Source organism: Microbacterium sp. H1-D42 (assembly GCF_022637555.1).
Lineage (GTDB): Bacteria > Actinomycetota > Actinomycetes > Actinomycetales > Microbacteriaceae > Microbacterium.
Genome location: NZ_CP093342.1, coordinates 3208739 through 3231782, shown reverse-complemented (window position 1 = coordinate 3231782; position 23044 = coordinate 3208739). Strand labels below are relative to the sequence as shown.

Below are 23044 nucleotides of genomic sequence, written 5' to 3'. Positions count from 1 at the left end.
CGGTATCCGAAACAGAACTCCTGACCACGGTCAAGAGGCGCAGTCGATCGCACTCCGGTGCGCCCGTGGGCCATGAGCGTCGCGCGCGCGTTGCAGCCATCCCGTTCGTCGGTGCGGCGCTCGCCGTGGTCGGAATCGTGCTGCTGGCACCTTTCGTCTACACGATCTACCGCTCGTTCCTCGGGAACGGGGGCAGCGGGTTCGTCGGATTCGACAACTACGTGGCGATGTTCCGAGACCCGGCGTTGCAGCGGTCGATGATCAACACCCTGATGTGGGCGATCGGCTCTCTGATCCTCCCGGTCGGCTTCGGACTCGCCATCGCAGTGATGACCAGTGCGATGAAACTGGGCGCGGTGGCCAGGGCGCTGGTCGTGCTGCCGTACGCACTGGCGGGCACTGTCGTCGCGATCGTGGGCAACGTGCTGCTCAGCACCGCCGGCTCACTCAACCAGTTCCTGGAGTTCGTCGGTCTCACCGATCCGGAGAGCCCGATCCAGTGGCTGCTGCAGTGGCCGTCGAACGTCATCAGCGTCATCGTGTTCGCCGCGTGGCAGACGACCGGGGTGAACGTCGTGCTCTACATGGTCGGTCTGCAGACCATCCCACGCGAGACCGTCGAGGCCGCGGCGCTCGATGGCGCGGACGGATGGCGGCGCTTCGTCTACGTGATCCTTCCTCAGCTCAAGGCGACCACCGCCGTCGTGATCGGACTCACGATCACCAACGCCCTTCGCGCCTTCGACCTGATCTGGGTGCTGACCGCAGGCGGCCCGAACCGCAGTTCCGAGACTCTCGCGCTCTCGATGTACCGCCAATCGTTCCTCATGCTCGACCCCGCTGTCGGCTCGGCCATCGCGGTGGTGCTCACACTCATCGTCGTCGTGTGCTCCTGGCTGTACCTGCGTCGACAGATCGGACAGGAATCATGAACAGACTGCGTCCTGGCATCCTGGCCCGCAACACGATCGTCATCCTCCTTGCGCTGATCTGGGCGGTCCCGACCTACCTCGTCATCGTGAATGCGATGACTCCGGTCACGTCATACACCGGCAGTCCGGTGTGGTGGCCATCCGGATTCGCGCTCTTCGAGAACCTCGCCACCGGGTGGGAGGCCGGGTCTTTCACGGCGCCATTCCTGAACAGCCTGCTCTACGCCACGCTGGGAGCCGGCATCGCCGTCATACTTGCGGCGATCGCAGCCTTCGGCCTCGTCATCATGCCCACCAAGCACAAGCGGCTGTGGTTCTGGCTGATCTACGCCGGCACCCTGCTGCCGCTGCAGGTCTTCGCCTTGCCGCTGTACCAGGCAGGTGTCGCCACCGAGCTCTACGACACCAAGATGATCCTCATCATCGTCTACGTCGCGTTGTGCATCCCGTTCGGGTTCTTCGTCACCCGCAACTTCATGGTCACGCTGCCCCCAGAGATCGGCCAGGCGGCCAAGATCGACGGTGCGGGATGGTGGCGCATGTTCGTGTCCATCTACCTTCCGCTGGTCCGCCCGGCGATGGTGGCGGCGTTCGTGTTCCAGTTCATCTTCATCTGGAACGAGCTCTTCTTCGGCATCTCGCTCACGATCAGCATCGAGAACCAGCCCGTCATGGCGGCCGTCGCCACCATGCAGACCCAGGGGAGCGCGCTCTCGCAGCCCGCGATTCTGGCGACAGCGCTCATCGTGTCGCTGCCTGCGGTGCTCGTCTTCCTCTTCTTCCAGCGATTCTTCGTCGCGGGACTCACCACCAACCTCTAGACCCCACTCACCGATCTCTGAGAACTAAGGATTGAATCTGACATGGCTGTCGAACTGAACGCATCGCTTGCGACAGGTGCTCGCCACGAGGAACGCCCGCACACGGGTCAGCGTCGAACCCATCCGTTCGACCACGACCGTGCGATCAAGGGTTTGCGTGACGGCGCCTACCAAACGGTCGACGTCGAAGGCGGCACCTTCGACGTCGTGTTGGAACCGCTGATCCGCAACGGTGCCGACGGTCGTGAACGCCCCATTCGGATTCGCACGGCGCTGGCGCTGACACGGGCGCTGGTCTCCATCGACGGTGCGACGGAGCTCAGCATCCTGGCCGAGCCGACGAGCGACGGATGCCGTTTCTTCATTCCCCACGTCGACAGCGCAGCGCTCGCCGTGACCCTGCCGGAGATCTCGGAATCCTCATTCGCGCTGCAGGCCGAGCCGATCCGCGACTGGACGGTCTCGCTTGTGCACCACTCGCACTTCGACATCGGCTACACCGACATGCAGGGGCGCGTGATCCGCGAGCAGCTCGCCTACCTCGACGATGCGCTGCGCCTTTCCGAAGCCGCCGGCGATGATGACGACGACAGCTCGTTCCGGTGGAGTGTCGAGTCGATCTGGGTGCTCCGCGAATGGATCGAGCGTCGATCCGCACAGACGGTCGAGCGCTTCTTCGATCAGGTGCGCGCCGGGCGGATCGAATTGGCGGCGCTGCCGTTCAACGTGCACACCGAGCTCTGCTCGACCGAAGAGCTGCACGGGCTGCTGCGCTATTCCCGCGACATCTCCGCGCGATTCGGCGTCGAGATCCCGGTCGCGTACCAGACCGACATCCCGGGTTGCGTCGCGGGCACGGTCGACGCGCTGGCGCAGAACGGGGTCAAGTACCTCTCCGTTGCGCACAACTGGGCCGGCCGATCGGTGCCCTACCTGCGTGACGGTCTCAACCTCCCGAGGTTCTTCCGGTGGGAGTCCCCGGCCGGTAACAGTGTGCTGGTCTGGATCACGACCTCCGCCGAGGGCATCGCCTATCAGGAGGCCGCAGTCCTCGGTTTCAACAACCACATCGACGAGGTCGAAGATCTGCTGCCGCTGTATCTGCACGCGGAGGCCACCAGCGGCTTCCCTTATGACGAGAACGTCTTCGGGTTCGCGTTGGGCGATCGGGCGGGCGAGCGTACGCCCTACCCGTGGGATGAGATCCACCTGCGTGTGATGGGTCGAGTGGCTGACAACGCTCCGCCTGCACGTCGACTGAATGAGATCGTCGAGGCATGGAATCAGCGGTGGGAGTCCCCTCGTCTGAAGGTGACCCGCACTCAGGACTTCTTCGAGATCATGGAGGATCGCTTCGGTGACCAGGTCGAGACGGTGAGCGGCGACTGGAACAACTGGTGGGCCGACGGCAATGGCTCGGGTTCTCGCCATGTGCAGCTCACGCGCGAGGCGCAGTCGACGATCTCTCAGGCGACATCGATCGCCGCGCTGCTCGATGACACAGTGTCAGCGGGCTTCGACGAGAATGTCGACGACGCGTGGGAGAACGTCGAGCTGTTCGACGAGCACACCTGGGGTGCGTCGAACCCCTGGACGTCGGCCGACGATTTCCAGGAGTCGGGCACGGACCAGTGGCACTGGAAGGCCGAGAAGGCGCTGCGTGCCCAGCAGGAGGGTTCGCTCCTGCTGCAGGAGGCGCTGCACGCATACGCGGAAGCACACGGCGGAGGTGACGGTGCTGCCACCATCTGGGTGGCGAATACCGAAGGTCGCGTGCGCTCGGGGATGGTGACGCTTCTTCTGCCCGAAAGTGTCATGCACACCACGTCCGTGATCACCATCTCGGACGCCGTCACCGGCGAGTCTGTGCCGTTCGCGGAGCACAACCAGGTCAACCCGAATCATCGGGAAGCGGGGCGCTTCGTGCGCTTCTTCGCGTCGGACGTCCCCGCGCTCGGCGGGCGTCGCTTCGACGTCAACGTGCTTGAAGAAGGCGGTCGAATCGTCGCAGCCGATGGCACGATGCCGGTCCAGGCGCCCGCTGAGCCGACGTGGGTTCTGGACAACGGGATCACCAGGGTCGAGTTGGACCCGCGCACCGGCGTCGTGCGCTCGCTGACAGTGCGTGGCCGCGAGCTCGTGGGCGGCACGTCCGCATTCGGCTTCAACACCTACGTGCATGACACCCTCGCGACACAGGGCGAGCACAACCATCTGACCGGCTTCCTCTACGACAGCGGGCCCGATCTGGTGCTCCTCGCAGAGCGCACGTCGACGACGCATGTGGCGTTCCTGAACGCCGGTTCGGATGCGGTGTCGTCCTGGATCCGCGTGCGCAGCTACGCCCCAGGCGTGAGCTGGATCGACACGACCTTCAGGCTGGATGCCGGGGCGGAGCACCTCGACATCGAGAACCGCGTGAACAAGCCGTACCGGGTGGGCAAGGAGTCGGGTTTCTTCGCGTTCCCGTTCGCCATGACGGCACCGGCGGTGCGGTACGAGATCGGTGGCGCTGTCGCCGGCAGCGGGATCGATGCCGTGCCAGGTGCCGCCGACTACATGCACACCGTGCGCGACTGGGTCGCCCTGATCGAGGATGGCGCGGCGTTCGCGCTGATCGCGCAGGATGCCCCGCTCGTGCAGATCGGCGACATCGCGCTGCCGTTCTCGCCCTTCCCCGGCACGCTCGCAGAGCGTGAGGAGGGCACAGTATTCTCGTGGATCCACAACAACCTGTGGGACACGAATTTCCCAGCCGGACAGGCATTCGAGATGTTCTTCGCCTACAGGGTCGGCGTGGTGTCGGCTGCGGACGCGGACGCTGTCGGAGTGCGGGCCGCCCAGCTCGCCGGCGACCTCATCCGCCCGCTGCGCGGCGTCGCCACCTCCGACATCGGAAGTGCAGCCGCTGAGGTGACGGGCATCGAAGTCGACGATGATCGGGTACGCGTGCTGTCGGCGCGCAGCCTCGCCGACGGACAGGTGCGCATCGCATTGCAGTCGCTGGCGACTTCACCGGTGGAGACCGCAGTGACCGTGCACGCGGGCATCAGTGCAGCCGAGTTGACCTCACTGGTCGGCCGCGGCGGTCAGCCACTGGATGTGCAGGATGGATCGTCGGTGCAGGTCACCCTGCCGCCGTTCGGCACGGCCGCCGTCGCCGTGCGCAAGTCGTGACAGTGTCCTAGGAACAGTGTCTGAGGAACAAGAGAGAGGCTGAAGACATGCTGGTCGACGCGTGGCGCACGCAGGAGACAGTGGAAGCTGCACACGAGGCATCCACCGAATTCACGAAGATCCACGTGGTCTTCAAGACGCACCTGGATCTCGGATACACGGATCTCGAGAAGAATGTCCTGCGGAGCTATCGCGAGGAGTTCATCCCCGGTGCCATCCGCCTTGCACGCGACATGGCCGACCAGCATGGTCGCCCGGAGTTCGTCTGGACTACGGGTTCGTGGCTGATCACGCACGCACTGCGTGATGGCACAGCCGCAGAACGGGCTGATCTGGATGCCGCGATCCGCGACGGGCTGGTGGCCTGGCACGCCTACCCGGTCACCACGCAGACCGAGTTGCTGTCCCGCAGCATGCTCGATCACGCGATGACCTATTCTGCGCGCCTCGATGCCGAGTACGGACGGAAGACGACGGCGGCGAAGATGACCGACGTGCCCGGTCACACGATCGGGCTGGTGTCGGCGCTGGCCGCGGCCGGTGTCAACTACCTGCACATCGGGGTGAACCCGGCATCTCCCGTGCCTGACGTGCCGGAGCACGCCGTCTGGCGGGCTCCCGATGGCAGCGAGATCGTGCTCTCGTACGACCCGGCATACGGCTCGGATCCCGAGCGCGCCACCGTGCGCCCGGTGCCCGGATCGACGGAGGGGCTGTTCTTCTCGTTCACCAACGACAACCACGGCCCGCCGGTCGAGAGTGACGTGCGCGGCCTGCTCGAGCGGCTGCGTGAGCGCTACCCGAGTGCGGACGTGGTGGCATCCGACCTGAACGGCTTCGGCCAGGCGGCATGGGATGCCAGGGATGCCCTGCCGGTGGTGACTCAGGAGATCGGCGACTCGTGGATCTACGGGATGGCCGCTGACCCGATCGCGACCGGGGCGCTGACCCGCCTCGACCGACTGCGCGACGAGTGGCTGGCCGATGGGCGCCTCACCCTTGACGACCCGACCGACCGTGAGCTCGCGGAGCAGCTCATGCTCATCGCCGAGCACACCTGCGGGTACAGCCACATGCGCTACCTGCCCGACTACGTGTCGTACGACAAGGATCTGTTCCACGTGAACCGGGAACGAGACGTGATCGACGTCGAGCAGACCATCCCGCCGACGCTTTCGTACGCGCGCTGGGCTCTGACGGATGGTGTGCAGCAGAGCTACTCACACGCGATGGAATCGTGGGATGAGAAACGCGCGAACGCTCTGGCGATCGTCCCGAACCTGCCGGACGCGCTGCGTGCGGAAGCGCAGCGCGAGCTCGACCAATCCGTTCCGGACGCTCCTGCCTCGGCGCAGCCGGTGGACCGGACCGCCACGGCCGACCGCGTGGTCGCCCGAATCGGCGATGACGGGTCGCTCGTCGGACTGCAGATCGACGGGCAGGAGATCCTCGCGGATCCCGACGGCATCGAGATCGCAAGCCGAACCCTGGGGGCCTACGAGTACTGGACCTACGGTGCGGCCGACGTGCAGCAGTGGGTGAACGACTACGTGCGTGAGCCGTATCGCAATGGCTTCTGGGCCATTCCCGAGCTGGGCAAGGCCGGCCTCGAACTGCTTCGCCCGGTGCCGAAGACCAGGCGGTTCCTGCCGCGAGTGATCGAAGCCGTGACCTGGGCGAGCGATGGGGTTTTGCACCTTCGCAGCAGCCTTCGGCTCCCCGACGAGGCGTGCGAGAGCGCGGGTGGTCCGCGCCGGATCACCGTCGAACACGCGATCACTCCTGGCGAGGTGCACGGCGCCACGGTGCGCACCACCCTGTGGCTCGGCGAAAAGGACGCGATCTACGCCCCCGAGTCGTCCTGGCTTCGATTCGACCCGGCCACTCGCACGCCGAGTCGCTGGCGGTTGCAGAAGGCGGGCTCGCTTGTCGACCCGCTGGATGTCGTCCGTGATGGTGGTCGCACCTGGCATGCTGTCGAGGCCGCGCGCTATGACGATGTCGCGACGAAGATCGTCGTAGAACCGCTCGATGCCCCGGTGCTGAGTCTCGGGCGCCCGAGGATGTACGAGTTCGACAACGATCCGGGCAGCGCAGCCGACGGCTTCGCGTTCACGCTGCACAACAACGCGTGGAGCACGAACTTCCGCCCGTGGTTCGATGACGACTCGCGCTACGAGTTCGTGACGCGGCTGCGACGGGGCTGAAGGGCCCTCGAACCTACATCCACATCTCCGTGACGTGCGCCCGAAGGGCCGTCTTCGCATCGTCGAAGCGGCCCTCGCGGAGAGCATCGTAGATCGCGCGGTGTTGGACGTTCGCCTTGTCGTAGGACGCTCTAGGGTCGGCGAAGACGCGACCTGGCGGTGGCATCTCCGCCACCAGCAGGTGCACGATGCCTCCGGTGAGAAGGTTGCCGGCACGCGATTGGTACACCTGGTGGAACGCGAGATCCGCGGCGGTGAGGTCCTCCAGCGACGTCGCGGTGTCCATGCGCTCGACGCTGGCCTGCATCTCGCGCAGATCCTCATCGGTCATCAGGGGAGCGGCCTCCTCGAGCAGTGACAGCTCGAGGTGCAGCCTGAGGGCCACGGCGTCGCCGCGCATCCGCTCATCCACGTTCAAGGCGAGCGCGATGCGCAGCACGGTCGGATCGGTCAGGTTCCACCACGGTCGCGCACGCACGGCCGTGCCGTCGCCCTGCCGGATGGTGACGAGCCCGGCCGCCTCGAGGTACTTCACCGCCTCGCGTGCCACAGGTCGGCTGACTTCGAATTCGGCCACCAGCTGGGGCTCGGGCGGCAGGAGGGTGCCGACCGGGTACTCTCCGGCGACGATCCGGCGCACCAGCTCCTCGGACACGGCCGTGCTCAGTCGCCTTGGCCGCTTCGGCCGGTCGGGCCGGTTCCAGAGCGGGTCGGCGTCGGCGTCGCGCGATTCCGCTGGTGTGCGGTCAACCGCTGTCTTCGCCATCGTCGGCCCCCTTCAAGTTGCACTCATCGTGAATCGTAGCTTGTTCAGTAAACATTAAACGTGTAACGTTTGACCAACGCCGCGAATGAGCGGCGCGCCGACCGTCGTCGTCCGAAAGACCGTTCAATGAAGATCACCCACATCGAGACGTACCCCGTCGCGCTGCCTCCCATCGACCCGCCCTTCCGCTGGCGTGCTGGGCTTCCCGGCAGTGCGCAGTACGGACCCATGGACGGCGTCGTGCTGCGAATCGGCACGGATGAGGGTGTCGACGGTGTCGCGTTCTTCTCACGACTGGGTGCAGGCGCGATGCTCGAGTCACTTGTCGAGCACGTGTACCGCCCTGAGTTCATCGGCAAGGACCCGCTGAACCGCGAGTGGCACTATCACCGCATGTGGGAGCTCGACCGGATGCAGGAGTTCCCGCTCCCGGTCTTCGGTCTCTTCGACGTGGCCCTGTGGGATCTCGCCGGCCGCGCTGCCGGTCTTCCGGTGTGGAAGCTGCTCGGCGGCATGCGCGACACGCTCCCCGCTTACGCCTCCACGGCGACGTTCGACACCACCGAGGAGTTCCTCGATGTCGCGTCGCAGTGCCTCGAGCTCGGCTTCAAGGCGATCAAGCTCCACGCCTGGGGGGACGCCAAGAAGGACGCCGCCCTCTGCCTGGCGCTGCGCGAGCACGTCGGCGACGAGCTGGACCTCATGTACGACGGTTCGGCGGGGTTCGACCTGCCGGACGCGATCTACCTCGGCAACGCCCTCTCGGACGCGAACTATCGCTGGTACGAGGAGCCGATGCGCGAGTTCAGCATCAGCGCCTACAAGGAGCTCGCTCGCTCGGTTCGCGTGCCGCTGCTGTCGGCCGAGACCTCGGACGGCGCGTACATGAACAGCGCCGACTTCATCGCGGCCGGTGCAGCGACGTTCGGAGTCCGCGCCAGCGCGGGGCTCCGCGGAGGAATCACCGGGGCCATGCGCACCGCGCACCTTGCCGATGCCTTCCGCCTGCGAGCGGAGGTCCACGGCGGCGGAGTGCACGCCGAGCACCTGTGCATGGCGATCTCCAACACCACCTACTACGAGTCTTTCGTGCCCTCCGTCGACGTCGTCCGCGAATCGGTCGTCGATGCTGACGGACTGCTGCACGCCCCGACCGAGCCTGGCATCGCTCTTCCGCCTGGCCTGGACTATCACCCGTCAATTCAGCAATACGCCCGTACCGCATAGTCGCGGCGGGTGCCCTCCCGAAAGGAATCAGAGTGAAAAGCACAGCAAAGCACCGTCACCTGCGCAAGGGGCTGGCAGCAATCGCGCTCGTCGCCTCGGCAGTCATCGTCGCCGGTTGCGCGAGCGTCGAGCCCACGAAGCAGGATGCTGCCGAGGGGTTCACCCCCGTCAAGCAGGATGAGACGTCCGAGATCAACGTCCTGGTCGACCCGACCCGCCAGGCGGCAGTCGAGGCGTACCAGGCTGCCCACCCGGACGCCAAGATCAAGATCGAGACGTTCGACGGTCTCGGCCTGCAGGCCAAGATCTCGCTCCTCGACAAGGCCGGCTCCGGCTGGCCGGATGTCATCTTCTCGCCCGGCACGGCCGACTCGGCCTGGGCGTCGCAGTCCAGCGGCGGCGGCGTGCAGCCTTTCGCCGCACCGCTGAACCAGGACATCGTTCCGCAGGCGACCCTCGACGAGTGGGCCGAGGGCTCTCTCGCTCCGTGCGAATCGGGCGGCGACGTCTACTGTCTGCGCAACGACCTCGCGCAGACGGTCACCTGGTACAACAAGGCACTCTTCGACGAGTGGGGCTATGAAGTCCCCACGACGTGGGAGGACTACGAGGCGCTGGGCCTGAAGGTGGCGGACGAGCACCCCGGCTACCTGATCGGACAGATCGGCGACCCGAACTCGCTCGACGTCTACTTCTGGGCGAGCCGCTGCTCGGCGCAGGAGAACACCGACGACCCGAAGACGATCAAGGTCAACATGACCACGCCTGAGTGCACGCGCGTCGCCACCATGCTCGACAACCTCATCGAGGCAGGAGTCATGGGCAAGCAGAGCTACTTCGAGAAGGGCATCGACGGCTCCAAGCTGCTGATGGCCGTGGGGCCGTCGTGGTACGGCAAGTACCTGTTCGAGGCGACGTACAACGCCCCTGCCGGTCAGATCGGCGTCGCCGACCAGCCGCAGTGGGAGGGTGACTCCGAGGCATCCAACGGCAGCGTCGGCGGTGGCATCTGGATGGTCTCCTCGCACAGCAAGAACCTCAAGGCCGCATCCGACCTGGCCGTGTGGGCGACCAGCGACACCGAGTTCCAGAAGACCGCTCCGACGTACCCGGCCAACACCAAGGCCGCATCGGCGTGGCTCGAGAACCCCGACAACATCGCCTACTTCGCCACCGACGTCAAGGCGCCGTTCGAGAAGGCCGCGGGGCAGACCTGGAAGGGCTGGGCGAACACCACGTTCCTCGACCAGGACCCGTACAAGAACGTCGTGCTCACCGCTGTCAACGGCGGCAAGACGGTCACGTCCGTGATGGGCGACTGGCAGACCGAGGCCGCCAACACGGCCAAGGCAGCCGGCTACAAGGTCGTCGAATAATCGCATGGCCAGGCTGTGGGGCGGTGATGACACCGCCCCACAGCCTGACTTGAATCGGAGAGAGGTCTGCCGAGGTGAACACCACGACACGATCACAGACGCTTGCGAAACCACGCGAGCGCAACAACAAGGCCGGGTACGTCTTCGTCGCAGGATACGTCGTGCTGCTGCTGGCATTCGGCGTGCTGCCCACGGTGTACTCGCTGGTGCTCGCCTTCACGAACGACCAGGGGCAGTTCGTCGGCTTCGGGCAGTTCGTCGTCGCGGTGACCGACTTCCGCTTCCTGCGCTCGATGGGCAACCTCGCGGCTTACATCCTGCTGTGGCTGATCTCGATCGTGGTGTTCTCGATCGGACTCGCCCTGCTGCTGCGCAACTTCATCCGTGGACGCGCCTCTGTCTTCTGGCGCTTCCTGTTCTACCTTCCCGGTGCACTGGCCGGCGTGGCCAGCGCCGTCGTCTGGATGTTCATGCTCTCGCCGCAGGTGAGCCCGATCGCGCCACTGCTGAACGCGATGGGGTGGACGGACTTCGGCAAGATCGTGCAGCCCGAGAACCTGCCATGGATCTTCACCGTGATGGCGTTCTGGGCCGGTGCCGGCGGATGGATCATCATCATGTATGGCGCGCTCAACAACATCTCAGACGATGTCATGGAGGCGGCGCGCCTGGACGGCGCGAACACGTTCCAGATGGCCTGGTACATCCAGATCCCGATGATCCGGCAGTGGATCGTCTACATGCTGATCCTGGCGTTCGCGGCAGGGACCCAGATCTTCGTCGAACCGCAGCTGCTCGGTGTGGCGAGCAAGCAGGTCGATATCACCTGGTCTCCCAACCAGCTCGCCTACCAGTTCGCGTTCGGGCCGATGTCGAACGCGAACGCCGCCGCCGCGCTGTCGGTGATCCTGCTGACCGTCGGTCTCGTCGTCGCGACGGTGCTGGTCAAGAAATCCGGACTCTTCGATGTGGAGGCTGAGGACTGATGAGTGAGACGCGCAACGTCGTGACCGTCGGAGACCTTCCCGACATCAAGCCCGCGGGTGCACCCAAGCGTCGGATCGCCACGATCATCGTCTGGGCCGTGCTCATCGCCTTCGGCGTCTTCTTCGTGCTGCCGATGGTGTGGCTGCTGCTGACGCCCTCGAAGTCCGCGTACGAGATCGAGCACTCCTTCCCGTTCGCGTTCGGCTCGTTCCAGGCCATCGGCGACGCATGGAACAACCTCACCGCCTTCCAGGACGGCATCATCTTCCGCTGGTTCGGCAACTCGACCCTCTACACGTTCGGCGGTCTGCTGCTGACGCTGGTCACCGCGGTCCCCGCCGGCTACGGCCTGGCGCTCACCCGCTTCAAGGGGCGCAAGCTGCTGCTGACGATCACGCTGATCGTGATGATCATGCCGGCCACGACGCTGGTGATCCCGCTGTTCCTCGGTCTGAACGCCGTCCACATGATCGGCACCGCCTGGGCGCTGATCCTGCCGTTCGCGTTCTTCCCGTTCGGCGTCTACCTCACCTACATCTACTTCTCCACGAGCCTGCAGCGCTCGATGCTCGAAGCGGCGCGCATCGACGGCGCCAGCGAGATGCAGATCTTCTTCCGCATCGCGCTGCCGCTGGCGAAGCCGATCATCGCGCTGGTGGCGTTCTTCAACTTCGTCGGCAACTGGCAGAACTTCTTCCTGCCCTACCTGGTCACGCCGACCAGCCAACAGCAGCCGATCCAGGTCGGGCTGAGTCAGCTGATGGCATCGTCGCCCGCTTTCAACCCAGGCGGCACGGCCGACCTCGGCATCGACTCGCCCGAGCTGGCGCTGGCGATCCTGCTCTCGGTGATCCCGGTTCTCGTGCTGTTCCTGTTCGCCCAGAAGTCGTTGGTGGCCGGAATGTTCGCCGGTGGCACCAAGGGCTGACGAGGCCCGGCACAGCAACAAGAAAGACAGAGAAGAACCCTGATGAGCAATACCCCCGAGTTCGAGTGGCTCGATGTGACCACTCCCGTCGAGCCGCCACGGTGGGCGAAGCTCGAGCGCGACCTCATGGCGCGTCTCGAGTCAGCATCCGCGGAATTCATCGCGCGCTACACCCGCGAAGACGGCACGCTGATCTGGCGCGACGAGTGGCCGGGCATGGACGGCTCGGACGACCCGTACGAGGCGTTCATGTACCTCGCACTGTTCTACTCGCTCGGCGGCAGTGAGAAGGTCTACGAGGCGGCCCGCAAGATGTGGGACGCCATCACCTGGCAGTGGACGCAGTACGGCCAGATCGAGCGCGAGTTCGACGGCTACTACGACTGGATGCACCACGGCGAGGCGAACCTCTTCCACTACTTCTTCGGGCTCGCCAAGCCGGCGTCCCTCGTAGACCGCCAGCGCGCCGAGAACTTCGCCAAGATGTACAACGGCGAGGATCCGAAGGCCGCGGCGAACTATGATGCCGAGCTCGGCATCATCACTGCCCCGCAGTCCGGCAGTCGTGGCCCCCGCCACATCGTGACCGCAGAAGATCTCGGCACCCATCGTGGTGTGCTGGTCGACTACCTGCCGCCATTCGAAGACATGACGAGCGTGGCATTCGACGAAGGCAGAGGCAGGGCCGACTGGCTCGACGACGCCGTGTTCGCCGAGGTCATCGAGCTGATGAACCAGCGCACCACCCGTGGCGATGTGCCGCTCAACCTCAACGCCACCGGCCAGTTCGCGCACGCTTTCATGTACTCCGGTGCCGAGAAGCACCGCCAGTGGGTCGTCGACTACCTCGCCAGGTGGGCGGCACGAGCGGATGCCAATGAAGGCGGCGTCATGCCCGACAACGTCGGCCTCTCAGGAGAGGTGGGCGAGTACCAGGACGGCAAGTGGTGGGGCGGCCACTACGGCTGGCGCTGGCCGCACGGGCTGTTCACGATCCTCGAGCCGCTGATCAACGCCGGAACGAACGCGTATCTGCTCACCGGCGACGACGCGCACCTTGACGCCGCCCGCAAGCAGATCGACATCAACTTCGGCCTCGGGCACGCGCAGGACGACGGCTGGGTCGTGCCCAACAAGCGCTTCGACGGCGGCTGGGCCGACTACCGGCCGGCCTCCCCGTTCCACGCCGTGCACATGTGGGCGCGCACGCTGAGCGACGCCGACCACGAGCGGGTCGAGCGCGTGCCGCGCACCACCGACTGGTCGGACGTGTCATTCCCGGTGGTTCCGTTCTCGGTCAAGCACTACAACGTGAACACCCTGGCCTGGTACGAGTACATGCAGGGACACAACGCCGATTTCCCCGAGCGTGCGCTGGATGCCAACAGCGAGCTGCTCGAGCAGCAGCTGGCCCGCATGCGCTCGGATGACGGCGACCCGCGTGCGTGGGATATGATCACGCACCTCCAGGGCTTCCCCGACACCGTCTCGCTGCAGGCCGACGGCTACGCCATCCACGCCTGGATGGAGTTCAACCCGGTGTACTTCGAGTCGCTGGTGCAGCTGATGTGGGGTGCGCCGATGCACATCTCGCACGGCGGCTTCCAGCACGCCACCGTGCGGTACTTCGATGCGGAACTGCAGCGCCCCGGACTGCCAGCCGACGTCGCCGCGCTCGTGCGCGCCATTTCGCCGGATGAGGTCACCATCGAGCTCGTGAACGTCGGCAGCTTCGAGCATGACGTCGTCGTGCAGGCCGGCGGGTTCGGCGAGCACCAGTTCACTTCAGTGCTGTCGGATGCTGAAGGCACAGCATCCGACGCGCGCACGCTCGACTCGACCTGGGTCGGCGTGCGCCTCGCACCCGGCGCGGGTGCCGTGCTGCGCCTCGGCATGCGCCGGTACGTCAACGAGCCGAGCTATCAGACGCCGTGGTCGCGACGCGAGGACTGGGCGCCGCTGATCAAGGGCCGGCAGATCGATGTCTAGAAATGCGCTCGTGGTCCGCGGGGGCTGGGCAGGCCATCACCCCGTCGAGACCACCGACCTGTTCATCCCGTTCCTGCGCGAGCATGGTTTCGAGGTGAGCGTCGAAGACGATCCCGAGGTGTATGCGGATGCGGATCGCATGAGCACGATCGATCTCGTCGTGCAGTGCATCACGATGTCGCAGATCTCGGCCGAAGCCGCACGCGGTCTGCGCGCGGCTGTCGAAGCGGGCACCGGGCTCGCCGGCTGGCACGGCGGCATCGCCGACTCGTTCCGGGCCAGCACCGACTACCTGCAGCTCGTGGGCGGTCAGTTCGCCGCCCACCCGCCGGTGGCAGAGGGCGAGCCCCGCGAACCGGGCGCCGAGAGCTTCCGCGATCACACGATCGCGATGACCGAACTCGGGCGGCAGCATCCGATCACCGCCGACATCGCGGACTTCGACCTGCGCACTGAGCAGTACTGGGTGCTCGCCGACGGACTGAACGACGTGCTCGCGACCACGTCGTTCCCGGTCGAACCCGGTCGCCCGTGGTCGCGCGAGCTGACCGTGCCCGCCGTCTGGACGCGTCAGTGGGGAGCAGGGCGGGTCTTCGTCGCGACCCCAGGGCACGACGTCGCTGTGCTCGCGGATCCGAACGTCCGCGCGATCGTGGAGAGAGGGATGCTGTGGGCCGCACGCACCGCGTAGGGATCATCGGACTCGGAGTCATCTCCGGGGTCTATCTGGAGACGCTGACCGACGTCGACGATGTGATCATCACGGCCGTCGCCGACCTCGACCCGGCGCGTGCTGAGGCCGTGGCTGTGACGCTCCCGCACGCGCGGGCTCTCTCTGTGGAAGAGCTGCTGGCAGCATCCGATGTCGACGTGGTGCTCAACCTCACCATCCCCGCCGCACACGCCGAGATCGCCGAGGCGGCGATCCGACACGGCAAGGACGTCTTCGGCGAGAAACCGCTCACCGCACGACTCGACGACGGCGTGCGCGTGATGGCGGCCGCGGATGCCGCCGGTGTGCGCGTCGGCTGCGCGCCCGACACGGTGCTCGGCACCGGCATCCAGACCGCGCGAGCGCTGGTGGACGAGGGCCGGATCGGTCGCCCGCTCGCGGCGACAGCGGTGATGGCCACCGCTGGACACGAGCGCTGGCATCCGAACCCCGATTTCTACTACGCACCCGGCGGCGGTCCCCTGCTCGACATGGGGCCCTACTACGTCACCTCGCTCGTGCACCTGCTGGGTCCGGTCACCGCGGTGATCGGCGCCGGCAGCCGCCTGCGCGCCGAGCGCGTGATCGGCTCGGGGCCGCGCGTCGGCGAGAGCGTGCCGGTACTGATCGACTCGCATGTCACGGGTGTGCTCACGCACGCATCCGGTGCGCTTTCGACGCTGATCATGAGCTTCGACTCCGCGGCCACCACGGCAGCGCCGATCGAGGTGCACGGCGAGGCCGGGAGCCTGCGCGTGCCGGACCCGAACGGCTTCGACGGCACGTGCGCCGTGCGGCAGGTCGGCGAGGGGGAGTGGACCGACTCCGAGCCTCTCGCCGGTGTCGTCGGTGCCGCGCGCGGGGCGGGTCTCGTCGACATGCTGCGCGCTTCGGGTGGGCGCACCGCGCGCGCCGATGGACAGCTCGCCCTGCACGTGCTCGAGGTCATGACCGCGCTGCTGCAGTCAGCCGAGAGCGGATGCCGGGTCGAGATCGCCTCGACGGCGGAGCGGCCCGCACTCGTGCCGCTGACGGAGGGGCTGGCTGCCCTGCAAGGCTAGGAGGGCCTGATGGCGCACGTTCTGCACGTCTCGGTGGACGGCGACGATTCGGCGGACGGCTCTGAGGGGCGCCCGCTGCGCACGGTGTCGGCTGCGGCCGCGCGTGCCAACGCCGGCGACACCGTGCTGGTGGCCGAGGGTGTGTATCGCGAGCGCATCGACCCGCCTCGAGGCGGAACGTCCGACGCCCCGATCACCTACGCCGCCGCACCCGGGGCGAAGGCGGTGCTGACGGGGTCCGACCGATTCGACTCGTGGATGCCAGTGGCCGGTGATCTGTGGCAGCTGGCCATTCCGCACGCGCACTTCAACGGCTTCAACCCGTACGCGGAGTACGTGCACGGCGACTGGTTCAACGACCATGGTCGGCGGCACCGGCGCGGCAACGTCTTCCTCGACGGGGCGTGGCTGCCTGAGGTGGCGACGGCGGATGCACTGGCTATCGGCAGCGGCCTGGGGTGGACCGCGGTCGTCGACGGACTGGTGGAGCGACCCGTGCCGGTCGTCTACGGCGTCGGGGGGGCATGCAGCCTTCGACCCCGCAGAATACGACCCCGCGGGCGCCACGACGGTCACGGCCCGGTTCCCAGCGGGGGTAGACCCGAACGTCGCCGATGTCGAGGTGTCGGTGCGGTCGACCGTGTTCACTCCGACGGCCGAGCATGTGGACTTCATCACGCTGCGCGGATTCGACATCCGCAACGCGGCGACGAACTGGGTGGCGCCCACTGCCGGACAGGAAGGCATCGTCACCGCGTACTGGAGCCGCGGGTGGGTGATCGAAGACAACGAGATCAGCTATTCGCGCTGCGCGGGCATCGCGCTGGCGAAGAACCGAGACGAGTTCGACGGCGAGCGGGGCACCACCGAGGGCTACTACGACACGATCTCCGACGCCCTGGAGCGGGACGGCTGGTCGCGCGAGACCATCGGCTCGCATTTGGTGCGCGGCAACAGCATCCACCACTGCGGCCAGGTCGGCATCGTCGGCTCGCTCGGCTGCGCGTTCAGCACGATCGAGGGCAACGAGATCCACGACTGCAATGCTCAGGGCATCTGGTCGGGTGCCGAGATGGCGGGCATCAAGCTGCACGGGGCGATCGACACCGTCATCCGCGGCAATCACCTGCACCGGTGCGGGGAGCCTGCCGCCATCTGGCTGGACTGGATGGCCCAGGGCGCCGAGATCTCGGACAACCTGCTGCACGACAACTACCGGGACCTCTTCACCGAGGTCAGCCACGGCCCGATCGTGGTCGCGAACAACCTGCTGCTCTCGCGCCGCGGATGGCTGTCGAACTCGCGCGGCATGCTCGTTGCGCACAACCTCCTGCTCGGCGAGCTGGATGTGCGCCATGACGACCGGGAGACGCCGTACCTGGTGCCCCACGCCACCGACCTCGTCGAGATGCGCAGGCTGTGCTCGGTGGGCGACGCGCACTGGGCGAACAACATCCTCGGCCAGCGCGTCGACCTGTCGCAGTACGACAAGGCCGCGGCGGAGCTGCCGTGCACGTTCTCGGGCAACGTCGTGATCACCACGGGCGGCCGGCACGAGCACGAGGGCGATCTGGCGGTAGCGCTGGAGGTTCATCGGGGCTCGTGGCAGCTTGCGCTGGAATCTCGGGCTGAGTGGGTGACGTCCGTTCCGCGGGTGGATGTCGAGGCGATGGCGGATGCTGTGGTGCCGCGGCAGGGGTACGCCGGTGGTTCGCTGATGGACCTCGACTATCTCGGCGCCGCGCGCGGGGAGCACGTCAGTCCCGGGCCGTTCGAGCCGGCGGTGGTGGGGCAGGTCGCGGTGTGGCGAGAACGCGGTGCGCGGCAGCGCGGTGAAACAGAGCGCTCCGACTCTTGACGGCGACGCCGATCGTTGCCACTCTGTCTCTTGGAACCGTGCTTAATCGATTCTCTAAATGCATAAACGATTAAGCCAGATCCAACGCATGCACGCCTCGAAGAAGAGAAGGAACATGACGAAACACTCACGGATGATCAGGCAGCGCGCTGCCGGGATCCTCGCGGTCGGAGCAGTCGTGGCCGTCGGCTGCGTGTTGCCCACGCAGCAGGCCTCCGCCATGCAGACGGGCGGCACCGCGCCCTACTTGAACCAGTGGCTGGTCTCCGGCCCGTTCGCGAATCCAGTGGCGGCTGACGCTCCGGATGGGGTCACACCGGTGCTGGGCGCCGAATTCGACGGGCCAGGAGCCGATGATTCGGAGTGGCAGTACTTCGACGACCGGATCTTCAACCGCAATTACGACGATTACAACGACCTGATGGGCTACTTCGACGTCAAGCAGGGCCAGCCCACAGCCGACAAGTGGGTGCTGGCAGCCACATACGTCTACAGCCCGAGGGCCCAGTCCGTGCAGTGGCAGGTGGGTGGCTCCGGAATCTACCGCCTCTTCGCGAATGATGCGCAGGTCGGCGCCCAGACCTCGGTGCCCAGTCGCGTGAGCAAGACCGGCACGCGCTACGCCGTCGATCTCAAGGCCGGCTGGAACAAGCTGGTGCTCGAGATCCAGCACAAGAATCCGAGCGCGAACAAGAACTACCTCGGCTTCTACTCGCGGATCTCGGACAACAGCGGCAACGAGGTGCCCGACCTGACCTACTCGGTGACGGACAGCGACGAGCTGGCGATCGTCACCGGCGGACTCGACATCGACAAGAAGGCGTTCGAGAAGCGCAACGCCGCCGTCCCCGCCAACGAGTACCCGGGCAACGTCCTCCCCATCGCCTACGACGAGAACCCCTACGTCGCGATGAAGGCGACTCTCGACGGCAAGCCGAACACCTCCGGCATCGCTCCCGAAGCGGCAGCGTTCAGGTTCCAGGCCGCCGGCGGCGCACCTGGGTACACCTGGAGCGTGAGCGCAGGCGACCTCCCGCCTGGGCTCACACTGGCGTCCGACGGTCGGATCGAGGGCACCGTCGCCGACGGTGCGCACGGCAAGGACGCCAAGGACTACAGCTTCACCGTCAAGGTGGTGGATGCTGACGGCGCGACGGCCACACAGAAGTACGCGATCACCGTCAAGAAGAACCCTGTCGACTGGTTCATCGACGGCAAGATGTCTGCGCTGTCGCACACGACCGGCACCATGCCGAACCTGTACGACCCGAACTACAACTACGACGAGTGGGCGCTGCGGGCCAAGCAGATGGGCATGACCATGCTCTCCACCGAGACCATCCAGAACACCGTCTACTACTGGCCCTCGTCCAATGCGAACCTCTCGCCGACCGATGGCAACAAGAACTTCAAGTACGGCGCGCTCGAACAGGGCGATGGCGGCAGCTGGCAGGTGCGCGACCGCGTGCAGCAGGCCAAGGAGGCCGCAGAGCGTCAAGGTCTGAAGTTCGGCGTTTACCTGTCGTCACAGTACGAGGGTCGGGACATTCTCGAGACCGACATCCAGGACCTCGTGGAGCGCTACGACCCTTGGTACCTGTTCGCCGACGGCGGTCCGGAGTCCTACTCCAACACCGACATCGCATGGAGCTCGGCGCGCAACTACAACGACCGCGTGCTCATCGATGCCAATCCGAATGCGCAGACCGGCGACCAGGACATCACGCTGCACGAGCGTCCGTTCTGGAACGCCGAGCCCTACAACGAGGGCGGCTGGGTCAACGGCATCCTCAAGCAGGGACGCAAGACCGCGCATGAGGAGTGGAACGACCCCTACACGACCGCCCTGGACGTCTGGACGCAGTACGCCAAGGGCAATGAGCGTGACGACTGGGCCGAGGCGACGAAGGAGATGATCAACCAGTACGGCCATGGCTATGTCATGAACTACGACTCATCGGTCACGGTCAGTCGCGGCATGGACAACCTCAGCAGCAACCTCGACAACACCAACATCTTCTCGATGGTGCCGATCTCGTCGCAGCAGCTGTCCGACATGCGCAAGTCGATCGTGGGCTGGATGGACAACTCCGACGGCCCCGATCTGCGCGAATCGCTGTACGGCACGACGCCCTACACCTTGGACTACGACCTCAAGCCCGGCTGGTTCGAGGACCCGCAGAAGGCGATCGCGTTCGGACAGGGCCCTGAGTGGGGCTACGCCATGTCACGGGATCAGTTCGTGTACCTGCACATGGTCAAGAACCAGATCCACGGCACCGCCAAGGCCGGCTTCGCAGGCCAGGACTCGATGGACGAGATCGGTCCCTTCACCCACGACGTGGAGCAGGTGGAGTGGCTCAATGAAGGCAAGTCGCTGCGATTCACGACGAAGAAGGTCGACGGCAAGTACTACGTCGACATCGACACGTCGAAGGTGAAAACCGACCCGATCGACACGGTGATCAAGGTCACGACCAAGAGCAAGGAACGCAATTACGCGCTGACCGGGGTGAAGACCTTCAGCACGCAGAAGAAGGCGAACATCCTCGATCTGCGGGCCGAGAGCTATCTGAATGACTACACCAACGTCTTGGCTCCGGCGAAGGTGCAGTTCCGCAGCGACAACCCGTCCATCGCGTCGGTGAACGCCAAGGGCGAGGTGCGGGGCAAGAAGGACGGCACCGCCACAATCACCGTCACCTCGACGTACAAGGATGGTGTGAACAAAGCGCAGGTGAAGACCGACACGTATCCGGTCGTCGTCAGCGACGGCGTCATCGCGCCTGATCTGCCGCTGGTCGGCGTCGAGATGAGCACGGGTGGTGCGCAGTTCTGGAAGGAGCTCCAGGCTCGGCAGCAGGTTCCCGTCGACTTCAACGGCTACACCGAGAAGGGCGGTCAGATCGACATCCCACGCGCCGAGGACGTCACGTACCACTACGCGACGGTCGATGGTCGCCGGGACAACCCGACGGGCAAGATCGTCATCGACGAGGTGTCGGCCGACAAGGTTCCGTTCACCGTCGCCGATGGTGTGCTGACTGTCGATGGCAGCGTAGAGAAGTCGACGATGTACGCCTACTGGGCTGACATCACCGTCAACGGCAAGAAGCACACCTCAACGCGCAACTTCGTCTCGGTCATCCCGGACAGCAATGCCGCAGCAGGGATCACGCCCGAGGTGTCGGCGGATGCGGCGAATGCCAAGCGACTGTCGGACGGCGTGATCAATGACAAGACCGGCGGCAATGCATCGAAGTGGGTCGTGCCGGCCGGAGAATCCGGCAGCCTGACCTACGACCTGAAGTCGCTGCAGGATCTCACCAGGGTGAACGTGTTCTTCAACCACCGGATGCCGAACGCCGACAACGTCACGTACTTCAATGCGCCTCAGAAGGTGAAGATCGAGTACAGCAAGGACGGTCAGACGTGGACGACGGGAACCGAGACCACGGAGCTCTCCGGCGGCGGGCTGCCGACGTCGCGCAACACCAAGGCCGTGCCGAAGAACGACACGACCCTCTACGGCTGGGAACAGGACGGGCTGTACTACAACTACCCGGTCGACCCTGCCCACAAGAGCGTGCAGGCGCGCTACGTGCGGGTGTCGTTCCCCGAGGGCGGCCAGAACGGCAACCCGATCGACGTATTGGAAGTGCAGGTGCACTCCCTGCGCGACCTGACGGCGCTTGCGAGCATCACGCTTGACGCCAAGGTGGCGGACAACGGCAAGACCGCGGCGATCCAGGTGAAGGGCGCGTCGTTCCTCGACGAGGCGATCGAGCTCGGCAAGAAGAACCTCGCCTACACCAGCGCAGCCACGCAGGTGGCGACTGTGGACGCGAACGGCGTCATCACGGCGGTCGCGCCAGGCAGGGCGAAGATCACGGTGAACGCCACTCGGGCCGGGTATCACGCCAGTGAATACCTGTACGTGGACGTCGACAAGGACGGCCGCATCTCGTTGGCGACCTTCCTGACCTCGGTCGATCTGAAACTCAGCGTTGACACGATTCGTGCGGGCGCGCCGATCGTGTCAACTGTCGACGGCGTGCTGAACACCGGCGACAAGGCGAACCTGGCAGGCGCCGACGTCGAGTATCGGTTCAGCGACGATCGGCTGCAGGTGGTCCCGGGGAGCAGCGTGATCGTGCTGAAGGAGCCGATCACCGATTCCTTCGAAGCCACGGTGCAGGTCGTCGCGACCCTGGATGGAGTCGAGGTGCAGTCCGCGCCGGCGAAGATCACGGCCACCGGTGACAATCTCGCCGGCCTCGCTCAGGTCACGGTTTCGTCGGTGCGAGACCGCAACGGCAATCCGAACGGCAACGATCAGGACTCCCGTTACCTCGGCCCGAAGGCCACGGATGACGACAAGTCGACCTCGTGGGCTTCGAAGCAGGCTGACGCGACGCCGTCCATCACGCTGACCTTCCCCAGCAGCATCCAGGTCGATCGGGTCAATCTGATCGATCGCGGTCACCCCGTCAACGAGATCGGCGAGGGGCTCCTGGAGTGGGACGGTGGCAGCAAGATGGTCACCGGGATCAAGTGGGACGGGCAGCCGGACAACATCATCGCCTTCGACGAGCCGATCACGACCTCTTGGCTGAAGTTCACGATCGACCCGAACAAGACCATCGACAACGTGTCGATGGGCGGCGAGACCGGGCTTGCCGAGTTCCAGGTGTACGGACCGCAGGTCGACCGGGGCGTCGTCGGCTTCTCCGCAGTGAGCGCAAGCACAGTCGTCGGGCAGCTGCCGACTCTGCCCGCCCAGGTGGGTGCCGTGTACTCCGACGGCACTGTCGAGCCTGCGACGGTCGACTGGGAGCCGGTGTCAGCTGACAGCGTCTCGCAGCCGGGCTGGTTCCGCGTGGAGGGAACGGTCGCCGGCGCATTGGTGAAGGCCGTGGCCATCGTCACGGTGGGGGCTCCGTAGGCGCACCTCGGTACGAACGCCGCGCCCGGTGTCGCTCCTCTGAGCGGCGCCGGGCGCT

14 protein-coding genes are annotated in these 23044 nt (G+C 65.9%); 13 read left to right on the top strand and 1 reads right to left on the bottom strand.

What is annotated here, in order from left to right:
- The first annotated feature begins 65 nt into the window (after positions 1-65).
- Genes MNR00_RS15270 through MNR00_RS15255 form a run of 4 tightly spaced genes read left to right on the top strand, consistent with a single transcriptional unit; the run spans position 66 to position 7137 of the window.
- Entirely contained in the window at positions 66-932 is an 867-nt protein-coding gene (locus MNR00_RS15270) for a sugar ABC transporter permease (protein ID WP_241926761.1), read from the top strand.
- The gene (locus MNR00_RS15265; RefSeq protein WP_241926760.1) at positions 929-1753 is read left to right on the top strand and encodes a carbohydrate ABC transporter permease; all 825 of its coding nucleotides are present in this window, start codon (positions 929-931) and stop codon (positions 1751-1753) included. The genes MNR00_RS15270 and MNR00_RS15265 overlap by 4 nt, the downstream gene beginning before the upstream one ends.
- 42 nt (positions 1754-1795) lie before the next feature.
- Positions 1796-4930 carry a hypothetical protein gene (locus MNR00_RS15260; RefSeq protein WP_241926759.1) on the top strand — a complete coding sequence of 1045 codons (3135 nt, stop codon included), beginning with the start codon at positions 1796-1798 and terminating at the stop codon, positions 4928-4930.
- Positions 4931-4977: 47 nt separating this feature from the next.
- Positions 4978-7137 carry a DUF5054 domain-containing protein gene (locus tag MNR00_RS15255; RefSeq protein ID WP_241926758.1) on the top strand — a complete coding sequence of 720 codons (2160 nt, stop codon included), beginning with the start codon at positions 4978-4980 and terminating at the stop codon, positions 7135-7137.
- Positions 7138-7150: 13 nt separating this feature from the next.
- Here the strand turns inward: MNR00_RS15255 and MNR00_RS15250 are convergent, their stop codons facing one another.
- Positions 7151-7903 carry an FCD domain-containing protein gene (locus MNR00_RS15250; protein WP_241926757.1) on the bottom strand — a complete coding sequence of 251 codons (753 nt, stop codon included), beginning with the start codon at positions 7901-7903 and terminating at the stop codon, positions 7151-7153.
- A gap of 126 nt (positions 7904-8029) precedes the next feature.
- Between MNR00_RS15250 and MNR00_RS15245 the strand changes: the two genes are divergently transcribed.
- The 9 genes from MNR00_RS15245 to MNR00_RS15205 all read left to right on the top strand — a co-directional run bounded on the left by MNR00_RS15245 (position 8030) and on the right by MNR00_RS15205 (position 22986).
- Positions 8030-9130, top strand: coding sequence for an enolase C-terminal domain-like protein (locus tag MNR00_RS15245; protein WP_241926756.1), 1101 nt, complete (start codon positions 8030-8032; stop codon positions 9128-9130).
- A 32-nt stretch (positions 9131-9162) separates the two neighbouring features.
- Positions 9163-10506 (top strand): extracellular solute-binding protein, encoded by a 1344-nt coding sequence (locus tag MNR00_RS15240; protein ID WP_241926755.1) that lies wholly within the window; start codon positions 9163-9165, stop codon positions 10504-10506.
- 74 nt (positions 10507-10580) lie between these two features.
- The gene (locus MNR00_RS15235) at positions 10581-11492 is read left to right on the top strand and encodes a sugar ABC transporter permease (protein WP_241926754.1); all 912 of its coding nucleotides are present in this window, start codon (positions 10581-10583) and stop codon (positions 11490-11492) included.
- Positions 11492-12421: a carbohydrate ABC transporter permease gene (locus MNR00_RS15230; RefSeq protein ID WP_241926753.1), complete on the top strand. Its 930-nt coding sequence runs from the start codon at positions 11492-11494 to the stop codon at positions 12419-12421. Before MNR00_RS15235 ends, MNR00_RS15230 begins: the two co-directional genes overlap by 1 nt.
- Positions 12422-12463: 42 nt before the next feature.
- Positions 12464-14410 carry a hypothetical protein gene (locus MNR00_RS15225; protein ID WP_241926752.1) on the top strand — a complete coding sequence of 649 codons (1947 nt, stop codon included), beginning with the start codon at positions 12464-12466 and terminating at the stop codon, positions 14408-14410.
- Positions 14403-15101, top strand: coding sequence for a ThuA domain-containing protein (locus MNR00_RS15220; protein WP_241926751.1), 699 nt, complete (start codon positions 14403-14405; stop codon positions 15099-15101). The genes MNR00_RS15225 and MNR00_RS15220 overlap by 8 nt, the downstream gene beginning before the upstream one ends.
- Positions 15080-16183, top strand: a complete 1104-nt coding sequence (locus MNR00_RS15215; protein ID WP_241926750.1) for a Gfo/Idh/MocA family oxidoreductase — start codon at positions 15080-15082, stop codon at positions 16181-16183. The genes MNR00_RS15220 and MNR00_RS15215 overlap by 22 nt, the downstream gene beginning before the upstream one ends.
- 430 nt (positions 16184-16613) lie before the next feature.
- A complete protein-coding gene (locus MNR00_RS15210; RefSeq protein WP_241926749.1) occupies positions 16614-18041 on the top strand; it encodes a right-handed parallel beta-helix repeat-containing protein in 1428 nt (475 codons plus the stop codon).
- A 115-nt stretch (positions 18042-18156) separates the two neighbouring features.
- Positions 18157-22986, top strand: a complete 4830-nt coding sequence (locus tag MNR00_RS15205; RefSeq protein WP_241926748.1) for an Ig-like domain-containing protein — start codon at positions 18157-18159, stop codon at positions 22984-22986.
- Positions 22987-23044: the final 58 nt, after the last annotated feature.